Origin of the sequence: Dietzia cercidiphylli (genome assembly GCF_039531545.1) — a bacterium.
GTDB lineage: Bacteria > Actinomycetota > Actinomycetes > Mycobacteriales > Mycobacteriaceae > Dietzia > Dietzia natronolimnaea.
This window is the reverse complement of record NZ_BAAAQG010000003.1, coordinates 268,392-281,657: the sequence shown is the minus strand read 5'-3', so window position 1 is coordinate 281,657 and position 13,266 is coordinate 268,392. Positions and strand designations below refer to the sequence as shown.

At 73.0% G+C, this 13,266-nt stretch carries 14 protein-coding genes; 7 read left to right on the top strand and 7 right to left on the bottom strand.

The window, feature by feature from the left end; all coding sequences use genetic code 11:
• From ABD250_RS03045 to ABD250_RS03035, 3 genes are all read left to right on the top strand, one after another.
• Positions 1 to 983 (top strand): 1,4-dihydroxy-2-naphthoyl-CoA synthase (locus tag ABD250_RS03045; RefSeq protein ID WP_344390551.1); only part of this gene is annotated, 983 nt, incomplete at its 5' end.
• A 17-nt stretch (positions 984 to 1,000) separates the two neighbouring features.
• On the top strand, positions 1,001 to 2,203 hold the full coding sequence (gene menE, locus ABD250_RS03040) for an o-succinylbenzoate--CoA ligase (protein WP_344390549.1): 1,203 nt from the start codon (positions 1,001 to 1,003) through the stop codon (positions 2,201 to 2,203).
• Positions 2,200 to 3,141, top strand: coding sequence for a 1,4-dihydroxy-2-naphthoate polyprenyltransferase (locus tag ABD250_RS03035; protein ID WP_344390547.1), 942 nt, complete (start codon positions 2,200 to 2,202; stop codon positions 3,139 to 3,141). Before menE ends, ABD250_RS03035 begins: the two co-directional genes overlap by 4 nt.
• 39 nt (positions 3,142 to 3,180) lie before the next feature.
• On the opposite strand, the gene ABD250_RS03030 is transcribed toward ABD250_RS03035, so the two are convergent.
• The 4 genes from ABD250_RS03030 to ABD250_RS03015 all read right to left on the bottom strand — a co-directional run bounded on the left by ABD250_RS03030 (position 3,181) and on the right by ABD250_RS03015 (position 7,427).
• Positions 3,181 to 3,762 carry a hypothetical protein gene (locus tag ABD250_RS03030; RefSeq protein WP_344390544.1) on the bottom strand — a complete coding sequence of 194 codons (582 nt, stop codon included), beginning with the start codon at positions 3,760 to 3,762 and terminating at the stop codon, positions 3,181 to 3,183.
• Positions 3,763 to 3,917: 155 nt separating this feature from the next.
• Positions 3,918 to 5,144 (bottom strand): hypothetical protein, encoded by a 1,227-nt coding sequence (locus ABD250_RS03025; protein WP_344390542.1) that lies wholly within the window; start codon positions 5,142 to 5,144, stop codon positions 3,918 to 3,920.
• Between the two features lie 271 nt (positions 5,145 to 5,415).
• Positions 5,416 to 6,231, bottom strand: coding sequence for a hypothetical protein (locus ABD250_RS03020; protein ID WP_344390540.1), 816 nt, complete (start codon positions 6,229 to 6,231; stop codon positions 5,416 to 5,418).
• A 146-nt stretch (positions 6,232 to 6,377) separates the two neighbouring features.
• Positions 6,378 to 7,427: a hypothetical protein gene (locus ABD250_RS03015; protein WP_344390538.1), complete on the bottom strand. Its 1,050-nt coding sequence runs from the start codon at positions 7,425 to 7,427 to the stop codon at positions 6,378 to 6,380.
• A gap of 179 nt (positions 7,428 to 7,606) precedes the next feature.
• Here ABD250_RS03015 and ABD250_RS03010 point away from each other — a divergent pair, with 179 nt between their 5' ends.
• The 3 genes from ABD250_RS03010 to ABD250_RS03000 all read left to right on the top strand — a co-directional run bounded on the left by ABD250_RS03010 (position 7,607) and on the right by ABD250_RS03000 (position 11,802).
• Positions 7,607 to 8,362 carry an ABC transporter ATP-binding protein gene (locus tag ABD250_RS03010; protein ID WP_344390536.1) on the top strand — a complete coding sequence of 252 codons (756 nt, stop codon included), beginning with the start codon at positions 7,607 to 7,609 and terminating at the stop codon, positions 8,360 to 8,362.
• Entirely contained in the window at positions 8,359 to 10,923 is a 2,565-nt protein-coding gene (locus ABD250_RS03005) for an ABC transporter permease (protein WP_344390534.1), read from the top strand. Before ABD250_RS03010 ends, ABD250_RS03005 begins: the two co-directional genes overlap by 4 nt.
• Before the next feature lie 69 nt (positions 10,924 to 10,992).
• A complete protein-coding gene (locus tag ABD250_RS03000) occupies positions 10,993 to 11,802 on the top strand; it encodes a hypothetical protein (RefSeq protein ID WP_182639291.1) in 810 nt (269 codons plus the stop codon).
• Between the two features lies 1 nt (position 11,803).
• Here ABD250_RS03000 and ABD250_RS02995 read toward each other — a convergent pair whose 3' ends face one another.
• Positions 11,804 to 12,133, bottom strand: a complete 330-nt coding sequence (locus ABD250_RS02995) for a DUF4229 domain-containing protein (protein WP_179523207.1) — start codon at positions 12,131 to 12,133, stop codon at positions 11,804 to 11,806.
• A gap of 39 nt (positions 12,134 to 12,172) precedes the next feature.
• Between ABD250_RS02995 and ABD250_RS02990 the strand changes: the two genes are divergently transcribed.
• A complete protein-coding gene (locus tag ABD250_RS02990; protein ID WP_017837921.1) occupies positions 12,173 to 12,334 on the top strand; it encodes a hypothetical protein in 162 nt (53 codons plus the stop codon).
• Here the strand turns inward: ABD250_RS02990 and ABD250_RS02985 are convergent.
• Together ABD250_RS02985 and ABD250_RS02980 are read right to left on the bottom strand one after the other, a co-directional pair.
• Entirely contained in the window at positions 12,331 to 12,852 is a 522-nt protein-coding gene (locus tag ABD250_RS02985) for an arsenate reductase/protein-tyrosine-phosphatase family protein (protein ID WP_182658334.1), read from the bottom strand. The two genes, ABD250_RS02990 and ABD250_RS02985, sit on opposite strands and share 4 nt — an antisense overlap.
• A gap of 71 nt (positions 12,853 to 12,923) precedes the next feature.
• On the bottom strand, positions 12,924 to 13,266 hold a 343-nt coding region (locus ABD250_RS02980), incomplete at its 5' end, for an enoyl-CoA hydratase-related protein (RefSeq protein WP_344390528.1).

Below are 13,266 nucleotides of genomic sequence, written 5' to 3'. Positions count from 1 at the left end.
TGACCGAGAGCAGCGCAGCGCAGGGCGAGACCGGGAACCCGTTCGATCCGACGCAGTGGCGGGAGGTCGAGGGCTTCCGGAACGGGGAGGACCTCACGGACCTGACCTACCACCGCCACGTGGGCGAGGGCCGGGCCGACGGGATCGTGCGGATCGCCTTCGACCGCCCCGAGGTGCGTAACGCCTTCCGGCCGCACACCGTGGACGAGCTGTACCGGGTGTTCGACCACGCCCGCCGCTCCCCCGACGTGGGCACCGTGCTGTTCACGGGCAACGGGCCGAGCGCCAAGGACGGCGGCTGGGCGTTCTGTTCCGGCGGCGACCAGCGGATCCGCGGCCGGTCCGGCTACCAGTACTCCACGGAACACGACTCGGACGTGGCCGGCGCGACCGCCGACAAGGTGGACGAGGCCCGGGTCAAGGCCGAGGGCGGCCGGCTGCACATCCTGGAGGTGCAGCGGCTCATCCGCACCATGCCCAAGGTGGTGATCTGCCTGGTCAACGGGTGGGCGGCCGGCGGCGGCCACTCGCTCCACGTGGTGAGCGACCTGACCCTGGCCTCCCGCGAGCACGCCCGGTTCAAGCAGACCGACGCCGACGTGGGGTCCTTCGACGCCGGCTACGGCAGCGCGTACCTGGCCAAGCAGGTGGGCCAGAAGTTCGCGCGCGAGATCTTCTTCCTGGGTCAGGCGTATACGGCCGAGGAGATGTTCCAGATGGGCGCGGTCAACCGGGTCGTCGACCACGCCGAGCTCGAGAACACCGCGATCGAGTGGGCGCGACAGATCAACGGCAAGTCGCCCACCGCGCAGCGGATGCTCAAGTTCGCGTTCAACCTCACCGACGACGGCCTGATGGGTCAGCAGGTGTTCGCCGGCGAGGCCACACGACTGGCGTACATGACCGACGAGGCGGTGGAGGGGCGCGACGCGTTCCTGGAGAAGCGCGACCCGAACTGGGACGACTTCCCCTACTACTACTGACGGCGCCGGTCCGGTCCATGCCCGTTACCCGCGACCTGCGCACCCTGCCCGTCCCCGGCGGCGTGGCCGTCACCGCCCTGTTCCCCACGTTCGAGCAGCTCCTGGCCGACCGTGGCCCCGCGCTGCTGCCCGTCCCGTCCGACGACCCCGCCCGGATGCGTCTGCTCGTCGGCGCCATGCACCCCGACGAGCCGATCGACGACCGGGCGGCTCTGGTGGTGAGCACCTCCGGCTCGACGGGCACTCCCAAGGGAGCGATGCTGTCCGCCGCCGCGTTGGCCGCGTCGGCCTCCGCCACCGACGCGTTCCTCGGCGGGCCGGGGCGCTGGCTGCTCGCGTTGCCCGCGCACCACATCGCAGGCCTCCAGGTGATCCTGCGCAGCCTGCGAGCCGGTCACGAGCCGGTGGTGATGGACGTGACGCGCGGGTTCGATCCCGCCGCACTGCCGGGGGCGGTGGCCGCGTGCACGGGTACGTCGGCCGCCGCGGGCGGGAGCGCGCGCACCTACACCTCCCTGGTCCCCGGCCAGCTGGCCAAGGTCCTCGACGAGGGCCCGGTCGAGGCCGTGGCCGCCCTGGCCTCGCTCGACGCCGTGCTGCTGGGCGGGGCCGCGGCCGCCCCGGAGCTGCTCGACCGCGCGGCCGGGGCCGGTATCCGGGTGGTGCGCACCTACGGGATGAGCGAGACCGCGGGCGGATGCGTGTACGACGGCCTGCCGCTCGACGGGGTGGAGATGGAGATCGACGACGACGAGGGGCGCGTCTGGCTGGCCGGCCCGCAGCTGGCCCTGGGGTACCGGAACGCCCCTGATCACCCGGCGTTCGCCCGCGCGGGGTGGTTCCGCACCGACGACGCCGGGCGGATCGGGCAGGACGGCCGGCTGCGCATCCTCGGCCGGCTCGACGAGGCGTTGTCCGTGGGCGGGCTCACCCTCCTCCCCCAGGCGGTCGAGGACTCGCTCCGTCAGCACGGTTCGGTGGTCGACGTGGCCGTGGTGGGCGTCCCGGATCCCCGACTCGGCACCCGGCCCGTCGCGGCGGTCACCCTGCGGTCCACCGCGACGCCGGACGAGCTCCGCACGCACGTGACCGCGCTGCTCGGGGCGCACTCGGCGCCCGCCGCGGTGGCAGTGGTGGACGCGCTTCCGCTGCTCCCGGGCGGCAAGGTCGACCGGCGGGCGGTCGCGGCCCGGTTCCTCGATGGGACAATCGGGGGATGACCCGCGAGACCGACTTCTCCGACGCCGCCGAGCCCGCCGAGCCGCCTGCCCGGCCCGGCGGCGCCACCCTGTCCGACTGGCTCGAGGGGGCGCGCCCCCGCACGTGGCCCAACGCGTTCGCGCCGGTGCTGGTGGGCTCGGCGGCGGCGGCCCTGGCAGGGGGCTTTGTCTGGTGGAAGGCGCTGCTGGCCCTGGTTGTCGCGTGGTCGTTCATCGTGGGCGTCAACTTCGCCAACGACTACTCCGACGGCATCCGCGGCACGGATGACGACCGCGTGGGCCCGCTGCGTCTCGTGGGTTCGGGACTGGCCCGACCCGGTGCGGTGAAGTGGGCGGCGTTCTCGTTCCTGGGCCTGGGCGGTCTGGCCGGGGTGGTCCTCAGTGTCACCTCGGCGCCGTGGCTCATCGCGGTGGGCCTGCTGTGCATCCTGGCGGCGTGGTTCTACACGGGCGGCAGGTCCCCCTACGGCTACCGCGGCCTCGGCGAGGTGGCGGTGTTCGTGTTCTTCGGACTGGTGGCCGTGACCGGCACCCAGTACACCCAGCTCGGCTCCGTCACCTGGTACGCCGTGGTCGCGGCCGTGGCCGTGGGCAGCTTCTCGTGCGCGGTCAACCTCACCAACAACCTCCGGGACATCCCGTCGGACACCGAGGCGGGCAAGATCACGCTCGCCGTCCGCCTGGGCGATTCGCGGACGCGGGGCCTGCACGCGGTGCTGGAGCTGCTGGTACCGCTCCTCGCCACGGTGGCCCTGGTCCCCGCGACGCCGTGGGCGCTGCTGGGCCTGCTGGCGATGCCGGTGGCGTGGAAGGCCAACGCGCCGGTGCGGGCGCGGGCCACGGGCGCCGGGCTCATCCCCGCGCTCGCGGTGGCCGGGCTGGCCATGCTCGCGTGGAGCGCGCTGGTCAGCGCGGGGATGCTGATCACCTCGCTGTAGCGCCGCGCGAGGGCTACTCGCCCCGGGCTACCCGGGTGGCTACTTACCGAGCGAACCCTCGGGCACGGTGTTCCAGGCGGCCTGGATGCCGTCGTTGATCGCCATCGCCGCGCCGCGCAGGGCGTCCTTGACCTCGTTCGGCAGCGGCAGTCTGTCGATGTCGGCGATGGTGATGGTGCCGGGCGCCGGAGCCGCCGCAGGAGCAGGCGCCGGGGCCGGGGCAGCTGGTCCCCCGCCCGCGCGACCGGTGATGGTGACGGTGGTGGACTCGGTCCGCACGGGGATGCCGCCGATGTAGGCGGTGGCCACGGGCCGGTAGACACCCGGGGTGGTGGGCACGCCCTTGATGGCGGTGGTCCGCGGATCGTAGGTCAACCCCGGGGGCAGACCCTGGAACTGCAGGGTCGCACCGGGCGGAAGGGTCACCTGATCGCTGACGCGGTTCTCCGTGTAGACGCCCACCGGGAAGGTCAGTGACGGCAGCGCGGCCGGGGCCAGCTCCGTGGCCTCCACCACCACGGGGGCGGTGTCAGGGGAGTCGACCTGTCCGGACGCCACCCCGATCGCGGCCATGGCGGAGAGGGCGGCGGCGGAGGCGACGACGGGACGGGAGAGACGCATGCATGCCTTTCGGGGGTCACGGTGGGAGCCGACTGAGGACCCGGCCACCGTAACCCACGAATGCACGTCACCCCGAGGCCTTCTCATCATGTGAGAGGTCCTCGGGGTGGACGTGGTCACCGGCGACCTGCGCGGCCGCCGGGAGTTCGTGGGCCTCAGCCGCGGCCGTTGGCGACCGTCGGGCCCGGGGCCTGCACGGTGGTGGGGGCGCCCGCCGCGACGGTCGGGGCCGTCGAGCCGAGGGAACCGCCCCCGGTGTCACCACCGTTGCTGGAGCCGCCGGTGGACGTACCCGGGAGTGCCGGCAGGAACGCGGTCGAGCCCGGGATCGACGAGCCGCCGCCGAGCGCCAGGCCGAGTCCGGCCAGGCCGAGCAGGGCGATCCCCGTGAAGGCGAGTCCGGGGGCCAGGTCCCCGAGGGACCCGGTGTCGACGGGCGACGACGAGCCGGGCACCTCGACCTGCGCGACGGTGTTCAATCCGCCGCCGGTGGTGAGGTCACCTCCCGTGGTGGTCTCACCGTCGGTGGTCGAACCGGTCTGACCGCCGGTGTCGAGCAGCGAACCCAGCGGCCCCAGGCTCTGGGTGTCGAGCCCGCCGGTCACCTCTCCAGTGGCCTCCCCGCCGGCGTTCCCCGTCGAACCCGGCAGGACCGGCGATCCGGTGTCGGGGGTGTTCGTGCCGCCGTCCGGGGTGCCGCCGGCCAGGCTGCCGAGGTCGATCTGCCCGTTGGCGTCGCTGCCGATCGGGGCGGAGGGGGTCTGGCCCGGAGCATCGGGGGTCGTCTCGCCCGTGCCGAGCGATCCGGTCACCATCTCGGCCGCGGAACCCCCACCGAGCGAGGTCACGATGCCCACCACGGCTCCGAGGATGGCATCGGTGCCGGCGGAACCCGTGGTGATCTGACCGCCGGCCTGCGCCTCGCCTCCGAGGCTGCCCTCGACACCGGCCGCCGAACCGGCCTCGGCGCCGATCGGGGCGGTGCCATCGGGGTTGTTGACCGTGAGGGTCACCGGAATCGTGACGATCTGGCCACCGAGCGTCCCGACGACCGACACGGTGTACACACCCGCGGCCACGGCGGTCCCGGAGATGACGCCGTCCGCGTAGGTCAGCCCCTCGGGAAGCCCGTTGACCTTGGTGATGACGATGCCGCTCCACTCCCCTGCCCCGACGAGTCCCTGGAGATCGAACGAGTAGGAGGCTCCGGCGTTGAAGGCCGGGGCGGAGACGGCGACGGTCTGGACGTCACCGCGGACGGTGGGGGCATCGGGGGCGGCGACGACGACGCCGCCCACGAGGGCGACCGCCGCTGCGGCTGCGACGGGGGCGACAAGGCGACCCCGGACGATACGACGAGGGCGGGCGAGGCGAGCACGCATCGGCTGGTTCCTTCCGGAGGGGTTCGGATCGCTCACTCCCCGAATATGGGAGCGCAGACCATTTCTAGAGTCACTCTAACCTCATGCACATCAAGTGTCTACTCCTGTCACAATAGTCACAGGATTCTCTCTAGCCTCACTGGTAACACACCCCAGGGGTATTCACTGCAGAATGGGCACCCGTTTAGCGAGTCGCGACCCCGGCCCACGGGACGACTGCGGCCCGGCCCCCGTCAGGGGACCGGGCCGTCGGGCTCGGGAAGGGCGGAGGTCAGGCGCCGGGAGTGGGAACGCTGGTCGGCAGCGCGAACGCGCCGGTCCCCGACTCCGCACCGTCTCCCACCGCCACGGAGACGGAGACCGGGCCAGAGCTCGGGGTGGAGCTCGAGCCGGAGCTCGAGGTGGACGGCTCCGCGCCGCTGCCGCTGATGCTGCCGGTACCGGTTCCCCCGGGGGCGACGGTGCCGGTGACGGTGGTGACCGGGTTGCCGTCCCCGTCGACGATCACGGTGACCGGAGGCAGGGCCATCTGGCCGCCGAAGACGGACGTGCACAGCGGCTCGGTGAGCGACCCGGTCTGACCCACCAGGTTCGCTCCCCCGCCGGGCCCCGCGACCACGTCGAGCAGGTTGGGGAAGGAGCCCAGTGCGGAGGTGACGAAGTCGAGGACGGCGGTCGGCACACCCGAGATCCCGAACAGCGGGTAGAACTTGGCGACCGACCCGCCGAGGTCGGGCAGCTCGCACCTCGCCTCCGACTCGGGTACGAGATCGCCGACGCTGGTGTCGTCCGCGCTCGAGGTGTCGAGGCTGCCCTCGTCGCCGGCAGTGCCGTCGCTCGACCCGCCTTCTCCGGACCCCGCCGAGCCGGCGCTCCCCGTGTCACCGTCGCCCCCGGACCCCTCGCCGCTCCCGCCGGGGAGACTCCCGCTCTCGCCGCCGGCTCCCATCAGGCTTCCGGCGTCCAGGCTGCCCGTCGCGGAGCCCGGGGACCCGGCGTCCCCGGCCTGGGCGCTGACGATCGGTACGGAGAGCGCGGCCGCGAGGAGTGCGGCGGCGGAGGCGGTGACGACCCTGCGGGTGGACATGGCGATGAAACCCCTTAGATGGCGACGGACCAGAGTGCGACGGACGCTGTCACGCGCCACCGCTGGTCAGCGGCGCCTGCTGTCGACATCAGGACTGTATCCCGCCCGCCCGTCCGCCGTAAGTGCTTCCGCGGTGCGTCTACCGGTCAGTCTCCGAGACTGCCGGCACCGGTGGTGAACATCCCGAGCAGCGCGGACGGGGCGCTGCCGAGAGCCTCGCCTCCCGTGGTCTCGGTGTCGGTGTCGCCGAGGGACTCCCCGCCCAGCAGTGACGGCGAGAGGGTGCACAGGAACTGTCCGGCCGATCCCAGGTTCTGCATCGAGCCGCTCTCGCCGAGGATCGACGGGAGCATGCCGACGACGGCGTTGACCAGGACCAGGAGCAGACCGGAGGACGCGGAGTCCTCCTCACCGGTGAGCGCCGGCAGCAGGGTCGCCAGGGAGGCGCCGTCCATCTCGCCGTCACCGAGGACCGCGCACAGGTCGGGCGTGGTGCCCACCTCGTCGTCGTCAGCTGTCGGGTCGAGGTCGGACCCGTCGGCCTCCACGGCGTCGGCCACCGGGGAGCCCGGAGCGGCCGAGAGGGTGGGGTCGGGCTGCGCGGTGGTGGTCGCCGTCGCCGGAGCGGTCGTGGTGGTGGGATCGGTCGTGGTGGTGGGATCGATCGTGGTGGTGGGATCGGTCGTGGACTCGTCGTCATCGGAGGCGTCGTCCGCCCCGGCCTCGTCCCCCGCATCCGCGGTGGTGGTGGCGGTCGCCGCGGCGGCGCCGGACGGATCGACCACCGTGACCGTGAGCTTCTCGGACTGGGACACCGCGCCGTTGGAGACGGTGACCAGCACGTCGTAGTCGCCCGCCCGGGTGGGCGTCCCGGAGATCACCCACCCGTCCTGGGTGAGTCCGTCGGGCAGTCCCGTGACCTGGATGGTGGTGCCGGCCGGGATCGAGCCCCCGGCGGCACGGGCCACCACGGGCTCGAGGTCGAGGTTCACCGGGACCCCCATCTCCATCTCCTGGGCCGTCGCGTCCTGGCCGGTGGCGTTCTGCGCCAGCAGGATGTCGCCGGCGGCGACGTCGGTCGGTGCGGACACGGCGACGACGGTCCCTCCCCCGACCACGGCGAGCGCGGCCAGGGCGCCACCCAGGGCGAGTGAACGGGTGCGGGGGGCGGGGCTGTGGGGGCGGCGCTGGAACATGGATTCACCTTGTCGTCCGGGGGGCGGGGCACGACCGGGGCAGCCCAGTCACTAGAGCACCATACGTCACATCAGTCACACGAGCCACAGGTTTGGCCGGGGTGTCGGTCGGTCAATACACTCATCGGCGGATGTCGTGGCCGACGTGGCCGGATGTCGTGCCCGATGGAAGGACCCCCGTGACCCCACCCCCCGAGATCGCAATCCGGGCCCGCGGCCTGCGCAAGACCTACTCACGCGCCTCCGTGGAGGTCCGGGCCCTGGACGGCGTGGACGTCGCGGTGGACAAGGGGCGCTGGACCGCCGTCATGGGCCCCTCCGGCAGCGGCAAGTCCACCCTCATGCACTGCCTGGCCGGTCTCGACACCCCCGACCACGGCACGGTGTCGATCGGGTCCACCGAGGTCACGCGCCTGGGCGACGCCGGCCGGACGCGCCTGCGACGCACCCGGGTCGGGTTCGTGTTCCAGTCCTTCAACCTGGTCCCCTCGCTCTCGGTGCGCGAGAACATCGTCCTGCCGGTCCGGATGGCGTTCCGCCGACCGGACCGCACACGGTTCGACGGCCTGGTGGGCGAGCTCGGGATCGGCGACCTGCTCCGCCGACGACCGCACGAGCTCTCGGGCGGCCAGCAGCAGCGGGTGGCGATCGCCCGCGCGCTGCTGCCCCGCCCCGACGTGGTCTTCGCCGACGAGCCCACCGGCAACCTCGACTCCGGATCCGGTGAGGCGGTGCTCGCATTGCTCGGAGCCTGTGCGCGCGAGACCGGTCAGACGGTCGTCATGGTCACCCACGACACCCATGCCGCCGCGTACACGGACAGGGTGCTGGTGCTGGCCGACGGGCGGATCGCCGACGAGATCGACTCCCCGACCCAGGACACCATCGACGCCGCCATGCGCACCCTCGCCGGGCGCCGTCCGGCCACCGCGTGAGCCCCCGGCTGATCCTGGGCCAGCTCCGCGCGAACGCGGGCCGCTACCTGGGCACCGTCCTGGCCATCGCGGTCGCCGTCGGGTTCGTCCTGGCCTCGGTGGGGGTCCTGCGCACGATCTCGGCCAGCGCGGACGCCACCTTCGGCCTGCGCTACGCGGCCACCTCGGTGCTCGTGCAGAACCTCGGCGACCGCACCTCCGTCGGCACCGACGCCGGCCGGGAGGAGGCCGCCGAGGCGCAACGGCTCGGCCTGGAGGCCATCGCCTCCACGCCCGGGGTCCGCGCGGTCACTGTCGACACGCAGTCGTACGTCCGGGTCCGTGTGGAGGGACGGGCCCAACAGATGACGACGGCGACGGCCCTGTCCACCGACGACGACCTGCGCTGGCAGACCCTGGCATCCGGGCGCCTGCCCGCCGGGCCCGGCGAGGTGGCCGTGCGCGCGGATTCCGACGTCCCTCTGGGTGCGACGTTCGAGGTCCAGCCGTCCGGCCGCTCCGACCCCGCCCCCGTCACTGTCGTGGGCCTGTTCGACCTGTCGGGCCAGCCGGATCTCGAGGCGGCGTTCCCGCTGTACGCCGTCGACGAGCAGATCCAGCGGTGGTCGGCGTCGGGGGCGGGCGGGGACGTGCGCGTGGCCGGGGACGGTTCGGTGCCCGACACCGACCTCGCGGGGCGGATCACCGAGCGACTGGCCGGCGTCCCGGGGACCTCGGCCGTCGAGGTCACCACCGGCACGGCGGAGGCCGACGCGCTCGCCCGGTCGTTCGTCGGCGGCCGCGAGGTCTACACGCGGGCCCTGCTCGCCTTCACTGTCCTGGCCGTGGCGGTGGCCGCGCTCGTGATCGGGACGACCTTCGCCGTGGTGTTCGCGGCCCGCGTCCGCGAGACGGCACTGCTCCGGTGCCTGGGCGCCTCACGGCTGCAACTGCGACTGTCCGGGGCCGCCGAGGCACTGGCGGTGGCCGTGCTCGCCACCGCGGCCGGGCTGGCACTGGGCCGGGCGGGCGTCTCGGCGGCCTCGGATCTCGCGCCGGGGCTCGGGGTGACGATCCCGCTGCAGGAGGTCACCGTGCCGCCGGGCGCCTACGCACTCGCCGCGGCGGTCGGGGTGGGGATCACCCTGCTCACCGCCCTGCCCGCGCTGTGGCGGGCCACCTCGGGCAGCCCGCTCGGAGCGCTCAGACCGGCCGATGTCCGCCCCGACCCGTGGTGGCGTCGCCTCGCGATGGTGGTGGCGGGCTCCGCCGTCGCGGTGGCCGGATGGACCGGCATGACCTCCGCGGTGGACTCGCGCTCGGTGGTGGAGGCCGGCGCCTGGGGCGTGCTCACGTTCCTCGGGGTGCTGGCGGTGACAGCAGGGGCCCTGCCCACCCTGCTCGGGATGATCGGCACTGTGGTCGGACCGGTCCTCGGACCCGTCGGCCTGCTCGGCGCACGCAACACCGCGCGCAGTCCGCGCCGCACGGCCGCCACCTCGGCCGCCGTGCTGGTGGGCGTGACCCTCACCTCGACCATGGTCACCGGGATCGCCCTGCTGGGGCCCGCCATCGAGTCGCGACTGGTCGACCGCGTCCCGCTGGACGTTGCCGTCACCGCACCCGACGGGATGTTGCCCGGCGGGCTGCCCGAGCAGCTGGCGGGACTGGACGGGGTGGCGGACTCCCTCGTCGTCGTCGACATGTACGCCCGCGACGACGACGGTAGGCGCACGGTCCTGCGCGTGGCCGATCCGTCACGGGTGGCACAGGTGATGCGCCGCGAGGTCACCCTTCCCGGCCCGGGCGAGATCGTGCTGCCCGAGTCCTCCCCCGTCGCCGCGGACGCCCGTGACGGCGACACCGTCCGGTTCCGCTTCTTCACCGACGACGACGGACGGGACCTCGTCGTGCGCCGCTCGTCCGACCAGTGGGCCCTCGCCGCCCCGGGCAGTGTCCCCGACTGGCCCGTGGCGCACCTGCCGGACGGATCCCCCTGGCCGGAGGGTCAGGAGATCCCGCAGCAGTTCGTCCCGCGCACCGAGCAGTGGCTGCGGATGGACGACGACCTCGAGGGCGAATCCCTCGAGGCGGCGCTCGACGGGGTGAGGTCGGCGGTGGTGGACGCCGACCCGTCGCTGGCGGTCACCGAGACGTTCGCCTCCCGCGACCAGATCGCGGGCTCCGTCCGGACCGTGCTCACGTCCAGTTCGCTCCTGCTGGCGGTGGCGGTGGCGCTCGCACTGGTGGGAGTGGTCAACACGCTCACGCTCGCGGTCCGGGAGCGGACGCGCGAGATCGGGTTGCTCCGCGGCGTGGGCGTCACCCGGACCGGCGTGTGGCTGATGCTCGTCGCGGAGACCGCACTGGTGGCGGCGAGCGCCTCGGCACTCGGGGTGGTCCTGGGTGCGGCGTTCGGCAGGCTCGGCGCGGTCGCCATGGTGGGCCCCGGGATCGCCGGTAACATCGCGCCACCGGTGACCGATCTGATCACGGTGGGAGTCGGTGGGCTCGGGGCCGCCGTCCTCGCCGCCGCCGTGGCCTCACTCGGCGCGGTCCGCACGCGGGCGGCCGGCATCTGACCCCCGGCATGACGTGTTCCACAGCGTCGACCGGTAGCCATCCTTTGACGGAACTGAGACACTATCGTTATGCAAATTCGGGTGCTCCTGTCCGCCGGCGCGATCGCGCTGGTGGCGGCGTCGTGCGCACAGCCGGATCCGCAGGTCCTGTCTGAAGCCCCGGGGTCCGCCTCTGCCACCGAACTGACCTCCGCGGCCGAACCGACCGAGCGTGAGACCCAACCGGGTCGCTTCATCGCGCGGTGCGCGACCGAGGCCGACGGCGGCACCCCCGGGATGACCGTCTTCACGGACGGTAGCCAGAGCGTCACCGACCACTGCCTCAGCCGCTATTACATCGGGGTGCAGCCCGCCCCGGGTGCGCTGTACGTCGCCGACGACGAGACGGGGACCTACGCTCCTCCCCGCCAGCCCGCGGCGGGCACCCCGACCACCCAGTGGACTCCGGCCCAACCGCGGACGGACGTCGGTGTGCAGGATCCGTGGTTCGACGCCGACGAGCCCGACGGGGACCCGGACGAGCCGACGGAGAACGGTCCGGGCGACGGCACCACCGAGGAGACGACACCGGGCACGCCGGTGACCCCACCGGAGGGCACGACGCCGCCGACCACCTCACCGACCAGCCCGCCCACCTCTCCCGGAGGCACGGAGCCCTCCACCCCGGGCGAGGTCGAGACCACCACGACCGGGGGACAGGTCAGCCAACCCACCACCGGATCCACGGAACCGGCGCCGACAGAGGTGCCGACCGCGCCCGGAACCGTCGAGTCCGAACCCCCGGCAGCCCAGAACTCGGTCCTGCCGCCGTTCGGGTGGAGGGGTTCGTTCGGGTCGGAGCAGCTCCCGGCGTTGCCCTGGCCCGCACCGACCAGCTAGGTCAGGCCTCGTCCATCCGACGACGCAGGTCCTCGCGCTTGGCCCGCCGGTCGGCGTCGACCGCCGAGATGTCGGAGTTGATCTCCGCGCGCAGGCGGGTGAACAGGATCATGGACAACGGTAGCGCGACCACCACCGAGAGTATCGCCGCGACGAGCACCGGGACGTCCACCCCGGCGAGGCGGCCGATCCCTATGATGACCAGGGTCAACGCCACGACCATCAGCAGTCTCAACACGGTGTAGAACATCATGTTGCGGGCCAGCCGTGCGCCGGGCCTGGTTCCGGTGGTCACCTGTGCCGGGATTGCCGACTCGTCTCGCTCGCTCATGAACACCAGGATACGTATCGTGGTGTGAAGGAGGTTCGAGTGATCTGGCTGTTCGCACTCATCGGTGTGGTGACCGTGGCAATCCTGCTGTGGCGGGCCTTCGGGCCCGGTTCACGGCCGGCCCCGCCGCGCGTGATCGCACCGGACGACGACCCTGATTTCCTACGGGATCTCGACGGGCGTAAACCCCTGGACCCCTAGCGGGCCAGGAGATCGACGATCGAGTCGACCGCGTGGCTGATCTGCGCCCCGGTCCGGTCGAAGACCTCGGGCTCGCGGCCGATCGGGTCCTCGATGTCCCACGCCGGGTCGTCGGTGTCCACGCCGAGTCGGGCCCGCGCCAGCCCCGCGAGGGTCAGCGCCCGGTCGGCGTCGGCGAGGTGGGCCGCCTCCAGCAGCGTGTAGGTCTTCTTCCACATCAGCGGGGCCATCTCCTGCACGGCGTCACGGTGGGCCCGTGTCGCGGTGAGGACCAGATCGTGACCCTGCAGGAGTCGCGGCGTGAGCAGACGGGAGGCGAAACCCTCGGCGTCGCCGCCGTGGGCCCCGAGTACCCGGCGGGTCTCGGGGTGGATCGCCACACCGTTGACCGCCCTCGTCCCCGCGGAATCCGCGACCACGTCGACACCCGCGTGCGCGGCTCGCACGGAGAGCAGCCGCTCGGCCAGCGGTGACCGACACATGTTGCCGGTACAGACCGTCATCACCGAGATCGCCATGGCGCAGATCCTAGTGGGAGGCCCCCACGACGACGCCCGGCAGGTCACCGCCCGGAACTCCCGGGCGGGCGTCACTCGCCGCGCCACTGCGGGGCGCGCTTGTCCAGGAACGCGGTCATGCCCTCCTGCGCGTCGCACGTGACCGCGTTGGTGGCCATGGTCTCGGCCATCTCGCGGTACGCCTCGCCCTGCGGGAGGTCGATCTGCCGGTAGAAGGCCTGCTTGCCGATCTGCAGGGTCAACGGGCTGGCGTCGGCGATCCGGGTGGCCAGCTCGTCGACACGGGCCCGGAGCCGGTCGGCGGGGACCGCCTCGTTGACCAGGCCCCACTCGACCGCGGTGGCGGCGTCGATCGTCTCACCGGTCAGGAGCATCTGGAGTGCGCGCTTGCGGCCGATGTTCCGCGAGACCGCC

What these genes read in the sequence shown, in the direction of transcription:
- ABD250_RS03030 (WP_344390544.1), bottom strand. Translation starts at nt 3,762, where the DNA reads ATGCGTCTCTCCCGTCCCGTCGTCGCCTCCGCCGCCGCCCTCTCCGCC.
- menE (WP_344390549.1), top strand. Translation starts at nt 1,001, where the DNA reads ATGCCCGTTACCCGCGACCTGCGCACCCTGCCCGTCCCCGGCGGCGTG.
- ABD250_RS03000 (WP_182639291.1), top strand. Translation starts at nt 10,993, where the DNA reads ATGCAAATTCGGGTGCTCCTGTCCGCCGGCGCGATCGCGCTGGTGGCG.
- ABD250_RS03020 (WP_344390540.1), bottom strand. Translation starts at nt 6,231, where the DNA reads ATGTCCACCCGCAGGGTCGTCACCGCCTCCGCCGCCGCACTCCTCGCG.
- ABD250_RS03035 (WP_344390547.1), top strand. Translation starts at nt 2,200, where the DNA reads ATGACCCGCGAGACCGACTTCTCCGACGCCGCCGAGCCCGCCGAGCCG.
- ABD250_RS02985 (WP_182658334.1), bottom strand. Translation starts at nt 12,852, where the DNA reads ATGGCGATCTCGGTGATGACGGTCTGTACCGGCAACATGTGTCGGTCA.
- ABD250_RS03025 (WP_344390542.1), bottom strand. Translation starts at nt 5,144, where the DNA reads ATGCGTGCTCGCCTCGCCCGCCCTCGTCGTATCGTCCGGGGTCGCCTT.
- ABD250_RS02995 (WP_179523207.1), bottom strand. Translation starts at nt 12,133, where the DNA reads ATGAGCGAGCGAGACGAGTCGGCAATCCCGGCACAGGTGACCACCGGA.
- ABD250_RS03015 (WP_344390538.1), bottom strand. Translation starts at nt 7,427, where the DNA reads ATGTTCCAGCGCCGCCCCCACAGCCCCGCCCCCCGCACCCGTTCACTC.